We start from the raw sequence: 18,202 nt of genomic DNA, 5'->3' as shown, positions 1-18,202 counted from the left end.
GCGTTGGGCGCGGGGGTGTATATACGGCATCCTTGATGCATAAGGAGTTTGCCCGATGGCAATGAGCGCCAACCTGAACCTGATGATAAAAGCTGCGCGTTTGGCGGGGCGGTCCCTGTCAAAAGATTTTCGCGAAGTTGAAAACCTGCAGGTGTCGATGAAGGGCGCTGGCGATTTTGTCTCCAAGGCCGATATCGCTGCCGAGGAAATCATCCGTGAGGAGCTGATGGGTGCGCGTCCGACCTATGGCTGGGTCGGCGAAGAATCCGATGCGGTGGATGGCGAAGACCCGACACGGCGCTGGATTGTCGACCCGCTGGATGGCACCACGAATTTTCTGCACGGGATGCCGCATTGGGCGGTGTCGATCGCGCTGGAGCATAAGGGCGAGGTGGTGGCCGGTGTGGTGTATGACCCGACCAAGGACGAGATGTTCTTTGCTGAAAAAGGTCAGGGCGCGTGGTTGAACGAAAGCCGTTTGCGGGTTTCGGGGCGCAAGCGCTTGATTGATTGCGTGTTCGCCACGGGGCTGCCATTTGCCGGTAGTGCTGATTTGCCAGCAACATTGCAGGATCTGGCGCGGATATTGCCGACCTGTGCCGGTGTGCGGCGCTGGGGTGCTGCGGCGCTGGATTTGGCCTATGTGGCCGCGGGGCGCTATGACGGATTTTGGGAACGCAGCCTGCATTCGTGGGACATGGCCGCCGGTGTGGTGATCGTGCGCGAGGCGGGTGGTTTGATTGAACCGTTGGCCAAGGGTGGCGATATTTTAGGCGATGGTGACGTGATTTGCGCCAACGAGCCGATCTTTGATAAGTTCAGCAAGATTATCCGCGAGGGCTGCTGAGCGGTGAGCCCTGCATCGCAAAAATCAGCACCGGAAAACCGAGAGTTTCCAGCCCGATCATGTCAGGTTAGCGGTCCGAAGGGTGGTTCACCCCGTCGTCCCACGGCACATCCCCTAAATCACGCGGGTTGATGCCTTCAAGCGCGGCGACGTTCACGCCAAATTCATTCGGATTAGAGCGGCGCTGGTGGTGGGTGTAGTTGCCACAGACCGAGCAAAAGTAATGTTTCGCAGTGCCGGTGCCCCATGTATAGAGCGTAAGTTTGTCAGCCCCTTTGACCACCTTGACCCCGTCCAGCGGCGCCGAAACCGCAATCGCTCCGCGACGACGACAAAACGAGCAATCACAGCGCCGCGCGGTGTTCAGCCCGTCACTGAGCGTGACGGCGAGTTCAATCGCGCCGCAATGGCAGGTCAGTTTATGCGCGCTCATAGGCGTCTCTTAATTCTGGGGATGCGGGAGGACGAGAGTTCATATTGTGCGTCGGGATGCGGCGGGTGGCCGTGGTTCCTGTTCCAGAACGCCTTGCCCCCTAGGCGCAGCCAGATCGGCACCGCAAACAGCATTCCGGCAATAAATCCGCCCGCATGTTCCCAATAGGCAATGCCGCCAGTTTGCGCGTCAACCGCCACACCGCTGAACAGCTGGATCGCAAACCAAAGGCCCAGCATGATCCACGCCGGAACTGGGAAGATGCGAAAAAACACCACAATGATGATCAAAATGTCGATTTTTGCCTTTGGGAACAGCAGCAAATACCCGCCCATTACGCCAGCAATCGCACCGGATGCGCCGACCACGGCAACGGGCGAAGTCGGGTCGGTCATGATCTGGGCAAACCCTGCGGCCAGACCGACGGCGAAATAAAATACCAGATAGCCGATATGGCCCAGCTGCTCCTCCATATTGTCGCCAAATATCCATAAAAACAGCATGTTACCCGCAAGGTGCATAAACCCGCCATGCAGGAACATCGACGAAATCATGGTGTAATAATGATCGCCATCACTCACCCGTTGGGGCACCATTGCCCATTGATAGAAAAACGGATTGATCACCTGCGGGTCTTGCAGGTTCGGCCAATAGGTCAGGAAAACCACAATGTTCACCGCCATCAAGGCGTAGGTGACATAGGGCGTTTTCAGCGACGGGTTGTGATCACGAATAGGAAACATATTGCCGAAACTCGCCGATGCACAGGACAGGGTCAAGGGCACACAGGTATAATATGTTTGCAGGTGCTATGACGTATAATTGATTGGCAAGTCGGCGCGCCAGGCGTCAATGAGGATGGAATTACGTCGTTTTGTGATTATAAAGGTGGTTATCCAGATGAAAAAACTCATGTCCCGAACATTCGCGGCGGTTGCAATTTTGACTTCCATGTCAGGATTTCAAGCTGCTGCCGAAACCCTGAAATTCGATAACAGCTGGACCGAGCAGGGCTTCTTGCGCCTGTGGACCAACGATTACGACTTAGCGGGCCGTCAGTTAAAGGTGACGTCGGATGGCACGGTTTCATTGCTGTATCGTTCGGTTCCAAAATCGGCATGGAATTCGAAAATGGCGTCATGGGGATGGTCTGTGGCGCAGTCGGTTGTGGCAACGGATTTGACCCGCAAAGGCGGGGATGATCGCAATCTGGCGATCTATTTTATCTTTATGGATCAGGCCTCGGCTGAAAAACTGTCGGGGGCATCAGTGCGTCGGGTGTTGAAAAACGCCAGCACGCGCGCGCTGGTTTATGTCTGGGGGGGGGGATATCCACGCGGCAAAATCCTGCGCAGCCCTTACGGTCCAAACCAGTTAAAAACAGTGGTCACGCGTGCGGCGGGCAAGGGCTCGTTTTCCGAAAACGTTGATCTGGCAGCAGATTTCCAGCGGGCCTTTGGCAAGATGGCAGGTGTGCTGGTGGGGGTCGGAATATCAGCAGATAGCGATGATACGGACGGTAAAATTAGCGCTATCGTGAAAGATTTGAAGGTCTTTTAAGACACGGATTTTCAGCTTCTTCTTGCCTTAAATACCTGCGCCGCAGGCATCCTGCGCTTTGACCCGCAGGGGTCAAAGCGCTTGGGGCGACGCGCGTAGCGCGGCGCAATCCCGCATTTAATCACCCCGCTTCGGCCAACAACGCCGCGTTGCCACCAGATGCCGTGGTGTCAACGCAAGTATGACGCTCCAGTTGGCAATCTGCCTTGCAAGGTATGGCTGTAATCAGCGGCAGGATGTCCCCGCCCCGTGCGGCCAGCGCCTGAACATAGGGGCGGGCTTGATCCCCCCAGTAGATCGCGCCGGAAAATCCGGTCAGGCTTGTTAGCGCCCCCGTCTCTATCCCGTTGGCAAGCACTGGAATACCACCCAGATCACGCACGGCTTTGGCTTGCGTCTCGGCACCCTCGTCTGTCGGCCCAAGGCACAATATGGGCGATCGCGCGTGGTGAGCTAGCCGATTGGATTCCCCCGTGGGGCCGGGCAGGTCGGTGGTGGATAGCTCGCTTGGCACGTCGGCATTTGCAATGTCGCGTTGCACATCATCGATCAACCGCGGCGCATCTGTGCCCGTGATTTTCGGGGCTTCATGGGTCAGGAATCGCGTCAGGTACTCCGGCCCGCCCGCCTTCGGCCCCGTGCCGGATAATCCTTCACCGCCAAAGGGTTGTGATCCGACGACGGCACCGATCTGGTTGCGATTGACGTAAATGTTGCCCGCCTTCAGGCGTTCAACCACATGCTGCACACGGTCGTCAATGCGGGTGTGCAGACCAAAGGTCAGCCCGTATCCCGTGGCGTTGATATCTTCAATCACGCGGTCCAGTTCACCCGCCTTGAAGGTGGCGATGTGCAGAACTGGGCCAAAAATTTCACGCTGCATTTCTGTAATCCCGTTTATACGGATCAGAGTGGGCGGGACGTAGTGACCTGTATCGGGGCAGGGCAGTTGTTTCACGGCATCCGCCGCCGCGATATAGGCGTTGATATCGCGGCAGGCGGCGTCATCAATCACCGGCCCAATGTCGCAGGATAAATCCCACGGGCTGCCGATGGACAATTCGTCCATCGCGCCCTTTAGCATTTTGGTGAACCCATCCGCGATGTCCTCTTGCACATACAAACAGCGCAAGGCCGAACAGCGCTGGCCTGCCGACTGGAACGCGCTTTGCACCACATCGCGCACCGCCTGTTCGGGAAGTGCTGTGCTGTCGACGATCATCGCGTTCAGCCCGCCGGTTTCGGCAATCAGGGGCGCGCCCGGCGCAAGGTTTTCAGCCATCGCGCGGCGGATTTTCAGCGCCGTGCCGGTGGAGCCGGTGAAACACACGCCGCCAACGCGTGGATCAGAGCTGAGCGCGGCCCCGATGGCCCCGTCACCGGGCAACAGTTGCAGGGCCTCGCGCGGCACGCCTGCCTTGTGCAGAAGGGTGACGGCAAGGGTTGCGATCTGCGGGGTTTGTTCGGCGGGTTTGGCCAGCGTGGCGTTGCCTGTGGCGAGGGACGCCGCGATTTGGCCGGTGAAAATTGCCAGCGGGAAATTCCACGGTGATATGCAGGTGAAGGTGCCGATGGGCGGGCTTTCGTGGTGGGTGGCTTGGGCAGCGTAGTAGCGCAGAAAATCCACCGCTTCGCGCACCTCACCCACGGCATCGGGCAGGGTTTTACCGGCTTCTCGTGTAAGAATAGCAAAGATCTGGCCAAAGTTTTCCTCATACAGATCAGCGGCGCGGTTCAGGATTTTGGTGCGTTCGGATGTGTTGGTGGCCCATGGTTTTGCGCCTGCCAGCGCAGTGTCTACATCGGCGGGGGTTGCCCATGTGACATGGCCGACGATGTCGTTCGGATTGGCAGGGTTCAGGACGGGAATGGGGCTGGATTTGGCCAGCTTGCCAGCGATCAGCGGGGCTGCGGTAAAGGCCGCGGTTTGGTGCGGTTTGCGGGCTGTATCAATGGCGGCGAGTGTGGGGGCGTCGGCCAGATCCCAGCCCTTGGAATTGCGCCGTTCGGGCAGGAATAATTCTGGTCCGCGCGGGATGGTGGCGGGTTTTGGCGGGGTGGCGAACGGATCGGCCGCGACCTCCTCTGCGGGCACGTCTTCGTCTACGATCTGATTGACGAACGAGGAGTTCGCGCCGTTTTCCAGTAAACGGCGCACGAGATAGGCGAGCAGGTCGCGGTGTGCGCCAACGGGGGCGTAGATGCGGCAACGGGTTCGTTCGGTTTGAAGCACAATGTCGTGCAGCCGTTCACCCATGCCGTGCAGGCGTTGAAATTCGTAAACCTCTGAATCATCATCCATTTCCAGAATGGCAGCGACGGTATGGGCGTTATGGGTGGCGAACTGTGGATAGATGCGGTCTGTCATCGTAAGCAGTTTTCGGGCGCATGAAATGTAGGAAATATCGGTGGCGGATTTATGGGTGAAAACCGGAAAACCATCTACGCCGATGACCTGCGCATGTTTGATTTCGGTGTCCCAATAGGCCCCTTTTACCAGCCGCACCATGATGCGGCGATCCAGCTTTTGGGATAGGGCATAGAGCCAGTCAATCACTGGCGCCGCGCGTTGGCCGAATGCCTGAACCACCACGCCAAATCCGTCCCAACCTGAGAGGGATGGATCGGACAGAACCGCCTCGATCACATCAAGCGACAGGGACAGTCGATCAGCCTCTTCCGCGTCAATGTTGAACCCCATTCCGGCAGATTTGGCGAGGCCCGCAAGGGCACGGAGGCGCGGCACAAGTTCGTCCATCACGCGGGCTTTTTGGGCCACCTCGTACCGCGGATGCAGGGCCGACAGTTTGACTGATATGCCAGGGTTTTGGCGGATGTCGTCATGGGTGCAGGCGGTGGCGATCGAGGTGATCGCGGATGAATAGGCGAGATGATAGCGGCGCGCGTCGTCCTCAGTGCGGGCGGCTTCGCCCAGCATGTCGTAGGAATAGGTATAGCCTTTGACCTCCATCCCTGCCGCGCGTTTCATTGCCTTTTTGATGTCTTCGCCCAGCACAAACTGGCGGCCCATTTCGCGCATGGCACGGGCCACAGCGCTGCGGATTACTGGTTCGCCCAATCGTTTGACCGCGCCGCGCAAGTGGCTGGCGATGCCTGGCTCGACATCATCCAGCACTTTGCCGGTCAGCATCAAGGCCCACGTGGAGGCGTTGACCAAGGAGGACGAGGATTTGCCAAGGTGTTTACCCCAGTTCGAGGGCGCGATTTTATCCTCGATCAGCGCGTCGATGGTGGTGGCGTCGGGGACGCGCAACAGGGCTTCGGCAAGGCACATCAGCGCGATGCCTTCGTCGGTGGACAGGCCATATTCAGCGAGGAACACCTCCATCAATCCCGGTTTGGCCGAGGCGCGGATGTCGCGGACCAGTTGGGTGGCGCGGGAGGTGATATCGGCGCGGGCTGCGGGCGTTAGGGCGGCGTTACGGATCAGTGTGGCAAGCGTTTCGGCCTCGTCTGCATAGAGGGTGGCGTCAATATTGGTGCGGTGTGAATCAGGCATGTGGATATCCTTCACGAAATAGGGATTGTGTCTTTTGTATCTGATTTAAGTGGGCTAATCTGGCTGAAATTTCCACACGAGCAGTGAAAGAGCCTGAATATGGTAGATTTTGCAGTGAAAATGAACATTTCCGAGTTGGACAGTTTCGATCAGGCGATTCTGCGCGAGATGGCGGCGGACGGGCGCATTAGCGTCACCGAATTGGCTATGCGCATCGGGTTGTCCAAATCCCCGACCCAAGCCCGCCTGAAACGGCTGGAGAGCGAGCGCTATATCACCGGATACCGCGCCTTGCTGGACCCGATCCGGCTGGGGCTAAACCATGTGGCATTTGTCGAGGTGCGGCTATCGGACACCCGCGAGAAATCCCTATCGGCGTTCAATGCGGCCGTGCGCAAGGTGCCGGAAATTGAAGAATGCCACATGCTGGCGGCGAATTTCGATTATTTGCTGAAGGTGCGGGTCAAGGATATGACGGCGTACCGCGAGGTTCTGGGCGAGAAGATTTCAAGCCTGCCGCATGTGGCCAGCACCTCGACCTATGTGGCGATGCAGGCGGTGAAAGAGGGGGCTCTGTAGGGGTGGTATTTCATATAGCGGAGATGATGGAGAGGTAGGGGTGATGAAAACACGGATCCTTCGGTATGTTATTTTCTATTCTTGTTTAGGAATGCCTTAATGGGAATGACGACAACTAGGACGATTAATCCAAGTGCCACCATCGAATACTCCTCAAACCAAAGGAACAGTAAAATCAGAGACTGTCCGATCTTCTGTGTATGAGTAATTTGGTCCATGCTTCCACTCCGAAGGAGCATGACGACAATGCCGATTTCCAAAGAACTACTGGACGAGCTGCTTAACGGCGTTGAACGGCCTGAAGATTTACTCGGCGACAAAGGCTTGATGAAGGAGCTGAAGGTCCGGTTGATGGAGCGGATGCTTGGTGCTGAACTGACCGAACATCTGGGCTATGAGCCGAATGGAGCACCTGCCAGCCAGCAGGCCAATCGACGCAACGGGGCCACGCGCAAGGTTCTGAAAGGCAATGACGGGGCAGTTCCCATCGATATTCCACGCGATAGGGATGGCAGTTTTGAGCCTGAGCTAATCCAGAAAGGTCAGACTCGGATCGACGGGATGGATGACAAAATCATCGGGCTTTATGCCGCTGGATTATCGACCCGTGATATCCGTTCCCACCTTGAGGGAGTTTACGGATTACGGGTTTCTGCCGATCTGATCAGTCGTGCGACCGACGCGGTTCTGGAGGAAGTTTCAGACTGGCAGAGCCGCGCTCTGGAGCCGGTTATCCAATCGTTTTCCTCGATGCCCTGCGGGTCAAAATCCGTGATGCGGAAAGCCGTCAGGTTAAAAACAAGGCGGTTTACGTGGCTCTAGGGGTCACTCCTGAGGGAGAACGTGAGGTTCTGGGCTTATGGGTCGCGGCTAACGAAGGGGCCAAATTCTGGCTTTCCATCATGAATAATCTCAAAAATCGTGGGCTGGAGGACATCCTGATCGCCGTTGTGGACGGCCTGAAGGGCTTCCCTGATGCGATCAATGCCGCCTATCCCGACACCACAGTGCAAACCTGTATTGTGCACCTTGTGCGCCATTCCCTGAACTTCTGCGGCTGGAAAGATCGCAAGGAAGTGGCCAAATCCCTGGAGGTGATTTATCAGGCCGTGGACGATGAAGCCGCAGCCAAATCGCTGGATGATTTCGAAGAAAAATGGGGTCCAAAATATCCTTCAATAGCCCCGAGTTGGCGACGGGCATGGCAGGAGGTCATCCCGTTCTTTGCCTTCCCGCCAGATGTGCGCAAAATCATCTACACAGCCAACGCCATAGAGAGCCTGAACCGCGTCATCCGCAAAACCACCAAAACCCGTGGCAGCTTCCCGACTGACGAAGCCGCAACAAAACTGATCTATCTGGCTATCCGCAATTTTGAGAAAAAAGGCAGGGTGGTCAGAGAATGGGTTGCCGCCCGCAATCAGTTCGCTATTCTATATCCCGAACGGTTCAACAGATGACCCGTTTAAACCGCGTGGGCCAAGCCCTATACACAGAGATTCGGACATTCCCAGTTAATGGCGTTAAGCTGCCAGTTTGCCCACCCTCATTTTCTGTGCAAATTCCTGTGGTGTCAGGTTTCCAAAGGACGAATGTGGTTTGCGGTTGTTGTAATCATTCTTCCAGTCTTTCAGGGCGTGGCCTTTCCCTGCTCTTTGTCAATCAACCGTTGCAGTTGCAGCCGGAAGAGTTTGGCACCTGCATCTAATCCCAAGTCGATATTTGGCGTTGCCATCTTGGCCATACCACTATGCACAGCTTCCAGGATGTCCTTGTCCTCAATGAATGCCATGACCGCACCCGCATTCATCTTCTCGGAAATTGCCTTGTCGTTCGGGTCGGTGTTTCGGTGCTGGAACCAGATATATTGCGTATTATTTTCGTCAACTGGGGTCAGGAAGTTGTAGGAAATATTCACATAGGCTTTTTCGCCAGCTGCTTTATCCGACCCACCCGTACCAGCAGGGGAATAGATCGACATGTTCAATGCAATTGCTGGAAAACACATTTCATAATGTTGTTTACGATCTGCATTGCCATCAAATTTTACCAGATCTGCATAATATGGTGACGCCGGTTGGTCGTAGATCCAGCGCGAAACGATGACGCCGCGATTAGTGCGTTCAATATCCAGTGGCGCGTCTTCGGTGCCACCACCTGCGAAAGATGTCACATGCACCCATGCCACATGACTGGGATCCAGCAGGTTGTCTGCCACCCAAAGGTAGTTGCAGCCAATTGGCAACGTACCGCCATCAGTGCACCCCCAGTCGGGGTTATCAAAGTTTTCGATCGGGAAAATCAGATCAGGGTCTGCCTGGTCCGGATCACCCATCCATATCCACAATAGATTATAGCGGTCTTGAACCGGATAGGATTTCACCACAGCGCGTTTGGGAATGTTTCCCCGCTGGGTCGGAGCATCGACACATTTACCAGAGCAGTCAAACGTCAAACCATGATACCCGCAAACCACGCGATCACCATCAAGCATCCCATCCGAAAGCGGTAATTTACGATGCGGGCAGGCGTCCTCTAGTGCCACGGGGGTGCCATCGGTTTGACGGTAGAGAACCACGTTTTCGCCCAGCAATTTCTGGGCGTGTAACGTCTGTTCGTAATCCTTGCTCCACCCTGCAACATACCAGCAATTGCGTAAAAACATCTCAGGAACTCCTATGTTACTTTCGATCATAGAACTGTCTGGAAATTGGCGCCATTTCCAATTCATTATGGCGGGCATTAGTCAGACTTATTCGCTCTTGGCATAGTAGCCAACAACGTCGCCATCTGTGGTCACGCCCAGGCCGTTCAGCAAGCGATTGGCATAATTGAAGTAACCGATAATCTGGTTCGCTTCCAATATTTCGCCGTCCGGCACGCCCGACTGTTTCAGTGCATCAACATCGGCCTTAACCATGTCACCGGGATGAAGTGTCAGCTTTTCGGCATAGTGTAACAACGCCAGCTCCCCCCCCTCAAAGGCATCTTCCGGGCGTCGCGATTGCAACGCGGCCTCGATTATGTCTGCACGGGTGTCATCACCAATCAGGTGGCGAGCATTGGACCAATGATTGGCATAGGAATAGGCACAGCTGTTCAGTGTAGAGACGTAAGAACTGATCACCTCCTGAAACCAAGTAGGTATACTGTTGCTGTCATCGTGTAGACATGCGCGGTAAAGCACGACATGACCGTTCATCGTCGCAGGGCGCAGGGAATGCACACGCATCACATTATCTACGGTGCCATGCGGCGTGCGGGCAAAATCCAGTGCCTTGCTGAGGCTTTCGTCGGCGTCATCGTCCGAAAGCATTTTGATCCATGCGGACATTTTGGTTCCTTTCCTTAATGAGAGCTCTTGAGCCTTTACGCCCCTGATTAGGTTTGAAAAGAAAGCGCTCCGTTGCGCCCTAGTCCGATGCTGGATGCTGGATCACCAAAGGCCCGTGCAGCACATGGGTAAGTGTTTAAAACATCTGCGCCACCTGGAATTCGTTCTGGATGCAGCACACCGTTTTCCCACACTGCGATGCCATCCAGCCGGACTGTCGGATCAACCACGTTAAGCGAGATTTCTCCAGGGGGGTATTCGCCACAGGTATGAAAATGCAACATGCGAGGATTGCCAAAAGCACCGCTGCTCCAGCGTTCAAAATACTCTGCGGCGGGCAGTTTGTAATCGCAACCGGGGTGGATACCTGCGTGCCAAGAATGCACGAAATAAGGGTCGATCCCGAATTCTTTGCCAACGCGCTCATAATGCGCCTTGGCGGCAGCAACATCTTTGGGGTTTCCGTCAAAACCGGTAATCCGGTTATCTTCGAAATCTACAAAAAGCGTATCGGTTAATTCGCACGCATAGGGGTGATAATACCGAGAGCCAGTGCCAACCAGAAACCCGACTTGCGCGATGCGCCCCTTGACCCCCTTTGCAGGGGCAGGGGTGAAAACAGATAGGGGGAAGCGTTTGATGGTAACATCACCCCCGTCTTTGTCATATGCGACGCCCCCGCCTTTGAAGTCTGTGCCAGCAGCACACGTAACATGGATGTCTTTGGCTGATGCCATAGCCTGATTAATCAGATTCTTTATAGCCACAAATGCCCGATAATCTGCGTTACCAAAACTGGATGCCAGCATATCGCGGTCCAAGGCGTAGCTAACAATTTGGGTGTCGGCAGCGCCACTGGGGTGAAAGCGTATCTGATCGCCCATTCGCGCCAGATAGAGGGTTTTATCAGCTTGTTGAATTTTTGCGCTAAGGGTTGGGTTGGGCGTGCTGACATCATTTACGACGCCCACTTCAAAAAATTCTGTTGTCAGGCCCAATTCCTGGGCAGCGTTGGAAACCGCCAATGCCAATTCGGGCTCAAAATAGGTTTCGGCGGTGTTTTCATGAATGATTAAAAGGGTTTGACCAGGTTTGCATTCGCCGCAGTTGAACAACAGATTGCGCACACCTGAATGGAATTGATTTGGCGATGTATTGTTCATCATATAAGTCTTCCCCCATGGCTTACCTGTTGTTTATGCGCGTGCCTAGTCAGAACCCATTTGATTCTCATAATGTTAGGTATTACCACAGCTTATATGATGAAACTTTTGCCATTTACAGCGCTCAGAACGCTGGAAGCTGTGGTTAGGTTGCGCGGATTTGGCCGCGCGGCAGAAGAGCTGAATGTGACCCAGAGTGCTGTCAGCCAACACATCAAATCCTTGGAAGAGTGGACAGGGCACAAGTTGCTTGTCCGTGGGGCGCGAAAAACAGTAGCGACCGAGAAAGGTTTGCGTCTGGCCAGTGCCGTAGCAGAAGGGTATGGCATGGTTGAAGCGGTTTGTGATGAGTTTCGTGACAAGCGCCAAACGGTAAACCGAGGTGTGCTTGTCGCCTCTCCACCCGGGTTTGGGTTTGTCTGGTTATTGCCACGGTTAATGAACTTTGATCAGGATTTTCCGGATTTTCCGGTGTCGTTATCCACAGATATTTACGCCCGCGATGTGAACGCCGAAGATACCGATGTGATGATCCAATATGGGTCTGGCGGTTTTTCTGGATTGCACAGTGAAATGTTGATGCAGGAAACTATAACGCCGGTTTGTTCACCCGGGATCGCAGCGGAACTGCACGAGATTGGTGATCTGAGCCAGTTTACAATTCTGAAAGATGACGTGCAGAACCTCGGCACACCGCCGACTTGGAATTACTGGGCACAGCAAGCAGACATTGAGCTGCCAAACCTGCCACGTATCCGTAAGTTCGGACAGGCGAATATGGTGGTGCAGGCCGCGGTTAAGGGGTTGGGCATAGCCATGGGCCGGACCCCGTTGATCTGTGATGCGATTGCTGAGGGCACTTTGGCTTGCCCATTTCCGCAAGTCGTCAAATCGCAGTTTTCATATTGGTTTGTATGTCGCCATGAGGCGTTGAAACTGGAATCTGTGCAAGCTTTTCGTGCTTGGTTGCACCAAGAGGTCAGAGAGCAGGTTACCAAGCCAAGCAACGTTGATTAATTAATGGTTCTACTGCAAATTTTTCCGCCGCTTACGGACTATGTGCGCAACTTCAATGCAATCGAATGTTGCAGTGTCAGACGCCAACGCTTATGGGAACAAACCGTGGTATGTTCTTAAGGCTGTCTCAGCCCCAGCTGTAATTAAAGCTGACGGAAATGCGTTCTTCCTCGGCCATGTTCATCGGCACCTCGTGACGCAGCCAGCTTTCCCATAGCAGGACATCACCCACATCGGGTTCAAAGTAGATGAAATTGCGTAAATCTCGCGGGGCGTCGGGTTTGCGGGTCGGGGCGGCCATCATCATGGCAGAACGCGGATCCTCAAATTTGATCGCGCTGGTGCCCTTTGGCATGGCCACATAGGTGGTGCCGCTGATCACGCTATGGGGGTGGATGTGCGAGGTGTGCAAGCCGCCGTTTGGCAGGATGTTGATCCACAGAGAATCCAGTTTGATCTTTTTGTCGCCGGTATCGAAGGCCAGATTTTTGACAAAAGCCGCAACGTGTTTGTTCAGCACTTTGGAGAGGTCTTTGAAGAGTGGAAAGCGCCAAGGCAGATCATCCAGCGAGGCGTAGCTGGTATAGCCTGGATAGTCGTTATCCTCGCACCATTTTTGCCCTGCTTCGTCATCTTCGGCGATGGACCAGCAAGAGGTTTCGAGTTCGCCCGTATCTACCGGCTTGCCCAATTCGGACAGAGCGGCGCGGTAAATCGGGGTGACGAAGAGTGATTCAATTTGTGACATGGGGCTGTCATAGACCAACGCGCAGACCTTGGCGAGGGCGTTCAAAGCAACGGGGATACGCCGATCACCCATTCGTGGGAATAGAGCAGGGCCAGATAGATCAACACGCCCAAGATGATGCGTGTGATGCCTCTGCGGGTGATGATCAGGCGGCGACGGGTATTGGACAGGTGTTGCCACGCATCCATCCCAAGGATGCGCCGCGCGCGCCGATCAATGATCGCCATACCGAGGATCGAAAATCCGGCAAACAGCCCGAACACAATCACATGCGCCAGATTGCCGTTAGGCACCATATGGGCCGCAGACCAGATTAGCAGAGCCACCAGCAGCGGATGGCGGATCCAGCCGATCAGGCCGGGGTTGTCTGGTTCAAACCGGTCATTGTTCCAGCCGCCAAAGGACAGCGGATTAGGTTGCCCAAATGCCATTGTGATGATCAGGGTGGCGACCAACATGCCGATCAGTGGTACATAGTTTTGCCACTCTGACCAGCCCCAGATTTCAACAAAGGGTGCGCGCCCTGCGGCGATGATTATCCAGGTAAGGATGGTGATTGATAGGGCGGAGTAGAGCAGCGTAAAACCGAGTGCGCCGGTTTTTGCGACAATGCGGGATTTTACGGCGGGGCGCACGGGGATGGAGTGCGACAGGAAAAACACGACAAACGCCGCGATGAATTCCCCCCATTGTGATAAAACCTGCATTCTCCGCCTCTTCGTTTCTAGTCAATTTTCCGGAAGACTTGTGGCCAGTCATCGTCGCCGCCCAGATTTAGCTGCATGCGGTATTCCTCATCAATTGTCGCCGAATATTCGACTTCGGTGGTTTTGATGGCATTGCCGACCGTTTCGGCTGTGGTCAGGAACAGCTTGCCCGGCTCAACGCGCCAGCTGACGTAGTTCAGTTCAGGTTGGTCTATGGAGGCGGCGGTGCCGTCGGCGAATAATTCAAACCCGCCGCCATCACCGCCAAGCAGCACTTCGATCCAGCGGCCGATGAATTCAGGCTGCACGCCAGGTTTATATATAGAGGGCGGGTCGCCACCGTATTCAGGCACACAAGCCACCAGTGGGGCGGCAATCAGGGCGGTCAGGAAAAAACGTCTTTGCATGGTCTGGCCTTACTTTGCAGGCTCGCCCACATTTTCTGCAAAGGCCACTTTGAAGGCGGCTTGTTGTTCGTCGGTGGCATCGGACTGGTATTTTTCAACCCAGTCGGCATATGGTTCGCCATAAATGGCTTCGCGCCCCTCGGCTTTGCTCATCCCGATGCCGCGCTCATTAGCGGCTTCCTGATACCAGCGCGACAGGCAATTGCGGCACATGCCGGTCAGGATCATCATGTCGATGTTTTGCACATCCTTGCGCCCGTCCAAATGTTTCAGCAGGGCGCGGAATGCGGCGGCTTCCAGTTCGGTTTTGGTTTGGGTGTCCATCTCAGAGTCCTTGAATTTTGCGCGGCGGCTCTCTTTTTTTTAAAAAAAGAGGTCCGATTTCATTGAATGAAATCGGGGCGCCGGAATTACAATGTGCGTTTCGCGTAGGTCGCAGTGTCGATGTCCTTTATATCGACCGACAGGCTGCCGACATCTGGTAACGCCTGATCCAGTGCCGCCAGAATGATTTGGGTCAAATTCGCCTTAACTGCGTCATCACGTCCGGCCAGCAGGCGGATGGTGACATGGGCAAAGGTTTGCGGCTCTGTCCCGATGCGGGAAAACGGACAGGGGGTGGCACGGACCTTGATGGCGGTGGTGTCGGGGAACACGCCTGATGTTGCGGCCGCGTCAAGCAGGGTCTGGCACATGCCGGTCATGCAGTGGGTTTCGTCCAGATGGCCGGCGTATTCAACGATAATGTGTGGCATTCCAATATCTCCCTTTTTTTGTTTACAGATCCGACGCCTCGAGCACCTCTTGCAGGACTGGCGCAAGGCGTTTGGCCCATGCGACCTGCTGTTCTTCGGTTTTGATCAGGTCATTGCGTATTTCAATCAGTGTGTTCAGGCGTCCATGTGTAATGGCATGGCGGTCAATAGAATCCCCATCCAGATGACCGCCGTATGGTTCGTTTTCGCCAACGCACAGATCGGATTCCTGATTTAGGCGGGTCAGCAGCGGGATCGAGAACCTCGCGTCCTCGCCATGCAAGATACCGATGTGCCACGGGCGAATGGGGTAGCCATTTAACTGTGGAGTATAGCTGTGGATCGCCACAAGCACAGTATTATCTTGCCGCGCGGCCATTTTCGCCTGCGCGGTGTGATAGGGGCGGTAACAGATGTTCAGGCGGTGTTCACGCTCAGTCAAATCCGCATGGCGGTTGCCTGGGATGATGGTGCCGTCATAGAGGCGCATTAGCAGAGTCGGGTCATCCTCGCCACGGTTCGGATCAATCACAAGGCGCGAGAAATTGGACAGGATCGCGGGGGCATCCAGCAGGTCGGCCAGAGCATAGGTCACCCCCGCAGCCCCCACATCATAAGCGATGTGACGCGCCATATCGGCAGGCGCAAGACCAAGGTTGCCACCCCCTACGCTGTCGGGAACAGTGTTGGCGGCGTGATCGCACGTTAACAGCCAGCGCGACGCACGCTCCTGACCGATAATATGAAACGGATGATATGTCATGGCTTTGTCATTGTCTTAAGTCATGTCCTGCATAAGCGCGATAAATCAAAAGCGCCAGTTGAAACGGCGCGGGATATGCGGCATATAGCCTGTGGCCCACCATTAAATGATGAATAACACGAGGAACGTGGCAGTATGATACGCCAACGCAATGTAAAGATCGTGGCGACCCTTGGGCCGGCATCTGATGATTATGAAACGATACGCGCCCTGTTCGAGGCGGGGGCCGATGTGTTCCGTTTGAACATGAGCCATGGAGAGCACGATGAAATCCGTGTGCGCCACGGGATAATCCGGCAGATCGAAAAAGACGTGGACCGTCCGATTGCCATTCTGGCCGATTTGCAGGGGCCAAAGCTGCGCTGCGGCACATTCGCCAATAAGGCGGCTGAATTGGAAGACGGGCAGGATTTCCGCTTTGATATGGATAAAGCAGATGGGGATAATCACCGCGTTCGCCTGCCACACAAAGAGATTTTCTCGGCGTTGAAGGTCGGATCAACCCTGTTGGTGGATGACGGCAAGATCGAGCTGAAGGTCGTGGAATGCGGCGCGGATTTTGCCAATTGCACCGTGGTTGTGGGCGGCACGATTTCCAATCGCAAGGGGGTGAATGTGCCCGATGTGGTGTTGCCACTGGCGGCGCTGTCGAAAAAGGACCGCAAGGATCTGGAGTTTGTTTGCCAATTGGGTGTGGACTGGTTGGCGCTGTCATTTGTGCAGCGACCCGAGGATGTAACCGACGCGCGTGAGCTGGCGCAAGGTCGTGCCGCAATCCTGTCCAAGATTGAAAAACCGGCAGCGGTTGAGGCGTTCAAGGAGATTCTGGAGGTATCGGACGGGATAATGGTAGCGCGGGGTGATCTGGGGGTTGAACTGCCGGTGCAGAATGTGCCGCCGATACAGAAACGCCTGATCCGCGGGTGCCGTGCGGCTGGCAAACCTGTGATCGTCGCAACCCAGATGATGGAGAGCATGATCGAGAGCCCTGTGCCGACACGGGCCGAGGTGTCCGATGTCGCCACAGCGATTTACGAGGGCACGGATGCGATCATGTTGTCAGCGGAATCCGCCGCGGGCCGTTATCCGGTCGAGGCTGTGACCACGATGAACAACGTGGCAATCGAAGTCGAAAATGACCCAACCTACCGTGAAGTGATTGAGGCATCACGCCACCTGAAACGAAGCACTGTGGCGGATGGCATTGTTGCCGCAGCCCGCGAGATTGCGGAAACCACCGATATCAAGGCAATCTGTTGTTTTACCCAATCGGGAACAACGGCCCTGTTGACGTCACGCGAGCGGCCCAGCGTGCCGATCATCGCATTGACGCCACTGACCGGTACAGCACGCCGATTGTGTCTGAGCTGGGGGGTGAACTGTTACATCTCGGGCGAGGTGGACCGGTTCAAACTGGCTGTGGTTAGTGCTGCACGCGCGGCGCGTGCGTCAGGGCTTGCCACAGACAAAGACCAGATCGTTGTAACCGCGGGTGTGCCGTTCAATGTGCCGGGAACCACTAATATCCTTAGGGTTGCGCCATGTGATGAAAGGTTGATTTTTCGCACAGATCAATAATAATGACCTAAGGAAAAGCTATCGGTAAAAGTATTATTAAGGATGAGTAATGGATAACGACTTATTTCTGGTTATTGGATTGGTTGTTTTTGGACTTTCGATCCCGTCTATCATTGGGGCACTTGTGGACGGCAGAGTACCACGCGGGGCAGCGATTATGGTTATGATCGGCAGCGGTATGATTGCTGTTGCGATTATGGGCAAACCCAGCGGATACAGTTTTGACGATGTGCCCAAAGCGTTTACGCGGGTTATCGGGAAATATCTAAACTAAGCGCCCTAAGAGGTGCGTTTTCCCTTGTCATACAGGGGGAAGCGGCCTATATGACGGCCTTCGATGTGCGCGACCGGCCCAAGTGGCATGCCGAGTCGCGTGTAACCACCGCCCAACAAAGGAGACGGAAATGCCTAAGATGAAGACGAAATCGAGCTGCAAAAAGCGGTTCAAAGTGACGGCTACTGGCCGCGTTCTGGCTGGACAAGCAGGCAAGCGCCACGGCATGATCAAACGCTCAAACAAATTCCTGCGCAATGCGCGCGGCACAACCACGCTGTCGGCGCCTGATGCGAAAATCATCAAGTCGATGATGCCGTATTCACGCTAGGAGGGATTGAGCAATGAGAGTTACTTCAGGTCCAACGACCCAAGCCCGCCACAAGAAAGTCATTAAAGCCGCCAAAGGTTTTAAAGGACGTCGCAAAAATCTGTATAAATCCGCGACGCAAGCCGTGGATAAGGCAAACCAATACGCCACCCGCGACCGCAAACAGCGCAAACGCAATTTCCGCGC

At 55.1% G+C, this 18,202-nt stretch carries 21 protein-coding genes and 1 pseudogene; 9 read left to right on the top strand and 13 right to left on the bottom strand.

The features are described 5' to 3' along the window. The first annotated feature begins 55 nt into the window (after positions 1 to 55). Entirely contained in the window at positions 56 to 847 is a 792-nt protein-coding gene (locus ACWB12_RS13685; RefSeq protein WP_479530648.1) for an inositol monophosphatase family protein, read from the top strand. A 67-nt stretch (positions 848 to 914) separates the two neighbouring features. Here the strand turns inward: ACWB12_RS13685 and ACWB12_RS13680 are convergent, their stop codons facing one another. Both ACWB12_RS13680 and ACWB12_RS13675 read right to left on the bottom strand, forming a co-directional pair. Further along, positions 915 to 1,280 (bottom strand): GFA family protein, encoded by a 366-nt coding sequence (locus ACWB12_RS13680; protein WP_479530647.1) that lies wholly within the window; start codon positions 1,278 to 1,280, stop codon positions 915 to 917. Continuing rightward, positions 1,277 to 2,023: a rhomboid family intramembrane serine protease gene (locus tag ACWB12_RS13675; protein WP_479530646.1), complete on the bottom strand. Its 747-nt coding sequence runs from the start codon at positions 2,021 to 2,023 to the stop codon at positions 1,277 to 1,279. Before ACWB12_RS13675 ends, ACWB12_RS13680 begins: the two co-directional genes overlap by 4 nt. A 169-nt stretch (positions 2,024 to 2,192) precedes the next feature. Between ACWB12_RS13675 and ACWB12_RS13670 the strand changes: the two genes are divergently transcribed. Beyond that, the gene (locus ACWB12_RS13670) at positions 2,193 to 2,840 is read left to right on the top strand and encodes a DUF3047 domain-containing protein (RefSeq protein WP_479530645.1); all 648 of its coding nucleotides are present in this window, start codon (positions 2,193 to 2,195) and stop codon (positions 2,838 to 2,840) included. A 121-nt stretch (positions 2,841 to 2,961) separates the two neighbouring features. Here ACWB12_RS13670 and putA read toward each other — a convergent pair whose 3' ends face one another. Further along, on the bottom strand, positions 2,962 to 6,360 hold the full coding sequence (gene putA / locus ACWB12_RS13665) for a bifunctional proline dehydrogenase/L-glutamate gamma-semialdehyde dehydrogenase PutA (protein WP_479530644.1): 3,399 nt from the start codon (positions 6,358 to 6,360) through the stop codon (positions 2,962 to 2,964). 99 nt (positions 6,361 to 6,459) lie between these two features. On the opposite strand from putA, the gene ACWB12_RS13660 reads away from it, so the two are divergent. Both ACWB12_RS13660 and ACWB12_RS13655 read left to right on the top strand, forming a co-directional pair. Then, positions 6,460 to 6,939 (top strand): Lrp/AsnC family transcriptional regulator, encoded by a 480-nt coding sequence (locus ACWB12_RS13660; RefSeq protein ID WP_479530643.1) that lies wholly within the window; start codon positions 6,460 to 6,462, stop codon positions 6,937 to 6,939. Positions 6,940 to 7,185: 246 nt separating this feature from the next. Further along, positions 7,186 to 8,399, top strand: a pseudogene (locus ACWB12_RS13655) (IS256 family transposase). A gap of 63 nt (positions 8,400 to 8,462) precedes the next feature. Here ACWB12_RS13655 and ACWB12_RS13650 read toward each other — a convergent pair. The 4 genes from ACWB12_RS13650 to ACWB12_RS13635 all read right to left on the bottom strand — a co-directional run bounded on the left by ACWB12_RS13650 (position 8,463) and on the right by ACWB12_RS13635 (position 11,439). Beyond that, positions 8,463 to 8,573 (bottom strand): integrase core domain-containing protein, encoded by a 111-nt coding sequence (locus ACWB12_RS13650; protein ID WP_479530678.1) that lies wholly within the window; start codon positions 8,571 to 8,573, stop codon positions 8,463 to 8,465. After that, positions 8,570 to 9,604, bottom strand: coding sequence for an aromatic ring-hydroxylating dioxygenase subunit alpha (locus ACWB12_RS13645; RefSeq protein WP_479530642.1), 1,035 nt, complete (start codon positions 9,602 to 9,604; stop codon positions 8,570 to 8,572). Before ACWB12_RS13645 ends, ACWB12_RS13650 begins: the two co-directional genes overlap by 4 nt. Before the next feature lie 87 nt (positions 9,605 to 9,691). After that, the gene (locus tag ACWB12_RS13640) at positions 9,692 to 10,273 is read right to left on the bottom strand and encodes a carboxymuconolactone decarboxylase family protein (RefSeq protein ID WP_479530641.1); all 582 of its coding nucleotides are present in this window, start codon (positions 10,271 to 10,273) and stop codon (positions 9,692 to 9,694) included. A gap of 47 nt (positions 10,274 to 10,320) precedes the next feature. After that, positions 10,321 to 11,439: a hypothetical protein gene (locus tag ACWB12_RS13635; protein WP_479530640.1), complete on the bottom strand. Its 1,119-nt coding sequence runs from the start codon at positions 11,437 to 11,439 to the stop codon at positions 10,321 to 10,323. 69 nt (positions 11,440 to 11,508) lie between these two features. On the opposite strand from ACWB12_RS13635, the gene ACWB12_RS13630 reads away from it, so the two are divergent. Beyond that, complete coding sequence (locus tag ACWB12_RS13630) at positions 11,509 to 12,453, top strand: LysR substrate-binding domain-containing protein (RefSeq protein ID WP_479530639.1); 945 nt, start codon at positions 11,509 to 11,511, stop codon at positions 12,451 to 12,453. Between the two features lie 127 nt (positions 12,454 to 12,580). Here ACWB12_RS13630 and ACWB12_RS13625 read toward each other — a convergent pair whose 3' ends face one another. The 6 genes from ACWB12_RS13625 to ACWB12_RS13600 form a co-directional block, all read right to left on the bottom strand. Next, positions 12,581 to 13,201: a 2OG-Fe(II) oxygenase family protein gene (locus tag ACWB12_RS13625; protein ID WP_479530638.1), complete on the bottom strand. Its 621-nt coding sequence runs from the start codon at positions 13,199 to 13,201 to the stop codon at positions 12,581 to 12,583. A gap of 41 nt (positions 13,202 to 13,242) precedes the next feature. Continuing rightward, the gene (locus tag ACWB12_RS13620) at positions 13,243 to 13,908 is read right to left on the bottom strand and encodes an NnrU family protein (protein ID WP_479530637.1); all 666 of its coding nucleotides are present in this window, start codon (positions 13,906 to 13,908) and stop codon (positions 13,243 to 13,245) included. Between the two features lie 17 nt (positions 13,909 to 13,925). Then, complete coding sequence (locus ACWB12_RS13615) at positions 13,926 to 14,315, bottom strand: lipocalin family protein (protein ID WP_479530636.1); 390 nt, start codon at positions 14,313 to 14,315, stop codon at positions 13,926 to 13,928. Positions 14,316 to 14,324: 9 nt separating this feature from the next. After that, a complete protein-coding gene (locus tag ACWB12_RS13610) occupies positions 14,325 to 14,639 on the bottom strand; it encodes a DUF1244 domain-containing protein (RefSeq protein WP_479530635.1) in 315 nt (104 codons plus the stop codon). 86 nt (positions 14,640 to 14,725) lie between these two features. Beyond that, a complete protein-coding gene (locus tag ACWB12_RS13605) occupies positions 14,726 to 15,070 on the bottom strand; it encodes a 5-carboxymethyl-2-hydroxymuconate Delta-isomerase (RefSeq protein WP_479530634.1) in 345 nt (114 codons plus the stop codon). A gap of 22 nt (positions 15,071 to 15,092) precedes the next feature. Further along, positions 15,093 to 15,833 (bottom strand): N-formylglutamate amidohydrolase, encoded by a 741-nt coding sequence (locus ACWB12_RS13600; protein ID WP_479530633.1) that lies wholly within the window; start codon positions 15,831 to 15,833, stop codon positions 15,093 to 15,095. Positions 15,834 to 15,968: 135 nt separating this feature from the next. Here ACWB12_RS13600 and pyk point away from each other — a divergent pair, with 135 nt between their 5' ends. The 4 genes from pyk to ACWB12_RS13580 all read left to right on the top strand — a co-directional run. Next, positions 15,969 to 17,411, top strand: a complete 1,443-nt coding sequence (gene pyk / locus ACWB12_RS13595; RefSeq protein WP_479530632.1) for a pyruvate kinase — start codon at positions 15,969 to 15,971, stop codon at positions 17,409 to 17,411. A gap of 49 nt (positions 17,412 to 17,460) precedes the next feature. Beyond that, positions 17,461 to 17,685, top strand: coding sequence for a hypothetical protein (locus ACWB12_RS13590; protein ID WP_479530631.1), 225 nt, complete (start codon positions 17,461 to 17,463; stop codon positions 17,683 to 17,685). A 130-nt stretch (positions 17,686 to 17,815) separates the two neighbouring features. Continuing rightward, positions 17,816 to 18,016 carry a 50S ribosomal protein L35 gene (gene rpmI, locus ACWB12_RS13585; protein WP_479530630.1) on the top strand — a complete coding sequence of 67 codons (201 nt, stop codon included), beginning with the start codon at positions 17,816 to 17,818 and terminating at the stop codon, positions 18,014 to 18,016. Between the two features lie 13 nt (positions 18,017 to 18,029). Next, positions 18,030 to 18,202 (top strand): 50S ribosomal protein L20 (locus ACWB12_RS13580; protein ID WP_479530677.1); only part of this gene is annotated, 173 nt, incomplete at its 3' end.

It is taken from the genome of Profundibacter sp. (assembly GCF_056498605.1).
This window is presented reverse-complemented; position numbering and strand designations above follow the sequence as displayed.

Coding starts and splice junctions, on each gene's coding strand:
- ACWB12_RS13600 (WP_479530633.1), bottom strand. CDS start 15,833: ATGACATATCATCCGTTTCATATTATCGGTCAGGAGCGTGCGTCGCGC.
- ACWB12_RS13610 (WP_479530635.1), bottom strand. CDS start 14,639: ATGGACACCCAAACCAAAACCGAACTGGAAGCCGCCGCATTCCGCGCC.
- ACWB12_RS13640 (WP_479530641.1), bottom strand. CDS start 10,273: ATGTCCGCATGGATCAAAATGCTTTCGGACGATGACGCCGACGAAAGC.
- pyk (WP_479530632.1), top strand. CDS start 15,969: ATGATACGCCAACGCAATGTAAAGATCGTGGCGACCCTTGGGCCGGCA.
- ACWB12_RS13605 (WP_479530634.1), bottom strand. CDS start 15,070: ATGCCACACATTATCGTTGAATACGCCGGCCATCTGGACGAAACCCAC.
- ACWB12_RS13630 (WP_479530639.1), top strand. CDS start 11,509: ATGTTAGGTATTACCACAGCTTATATGATGAAACTTTTGCCATTTACA.
- ACWB12_RS13590 (WP_479530631.1), top strand. CDS start 17,461: ATGGATAACGACTTATTTCTGGTTATTGGATTGGTTGTTTTTGGACTT.
- ACWB12_RS13625 (WP_479530638.1), bottom strand. CDS start 13,201: ATGTCACAAATTGAATCACTCTTCGTCACCCCGATTTACCGCGCCGCT.
- putA (WP_479530644.1), bottom strand. CDS start 6,360: ATGCCTGATTCACACCGCACCAATATTGACGCCACCCTCTATGCAGAC.
- rpmI (WP_479530630.1), top strand. CDS start 17,816: ATGCCTAAGATGAAGACGAAATCGAGCTGCAAAAAGCGGTTCAAAGTG.
- ACWB12_RS13660 (WP_479530643.1), top strand. CDS start 6,460: ATGGTAGATTTTGCAGTGAAAATGAACATTTCCGAGTTGGACAGTTTC.
- ACWB12_RS13685 (WP_479530648.1), top strand. CDS start 56: ATGGCAATGAGCGCCAACCTGAACCTGATGATAAAAGCTGCGCGTTTG.
- ACWB12_RS13620 (WP_479530637.1), bottom strand. CDS start 13,908: ATGCAGGTTTTATCACAATGGGGGGAATTCATCGCGGCGTTTGTCGTG.
- ACWB12_RS13680 (WP_479530647.1), bottom strand. CDS start 1,280: ATGAGCGCGCATAAACTGACCTGCCATTGCGGCGCGATTGAACTCGCC.
- ACWB12_RS13670 (WP_479530645.1), top strand. CDS start 2,193: ATGTCCCGAACATTCGCGGCGGTTGCAATTTTGACTTCCATGTCAGGA.
- ACWB12_RS13615 (WP_479530636.1), bottom strand. CDS start 14,315: ATGCAAAGACGTTTTTTCCTGACCGCCCTGATTGCCGCCCCACTGGTG.
- ACWB12_RS13635 (WP_479530640.1), bottom strand. CDS start 11,439: ATGATGAACAATACATCGCCAAATCAATTCCATTCAGGTGTGCGCAAT.
- ACWB12_RS13645 (WP_479530642.1), bottom strand. CDS start 9,604: ATGTTTTTACGCAATTGCTGGTATGTTGCAGGGTGGAGCAAGGATTAC.
- ACWB12_RS13675 (WP_479530646.1), bottom strand. CDS start 2,023: ATGTTTCCTATTCGTGATCACAACCCGTCGCTGAAAACGCCCTATGTC.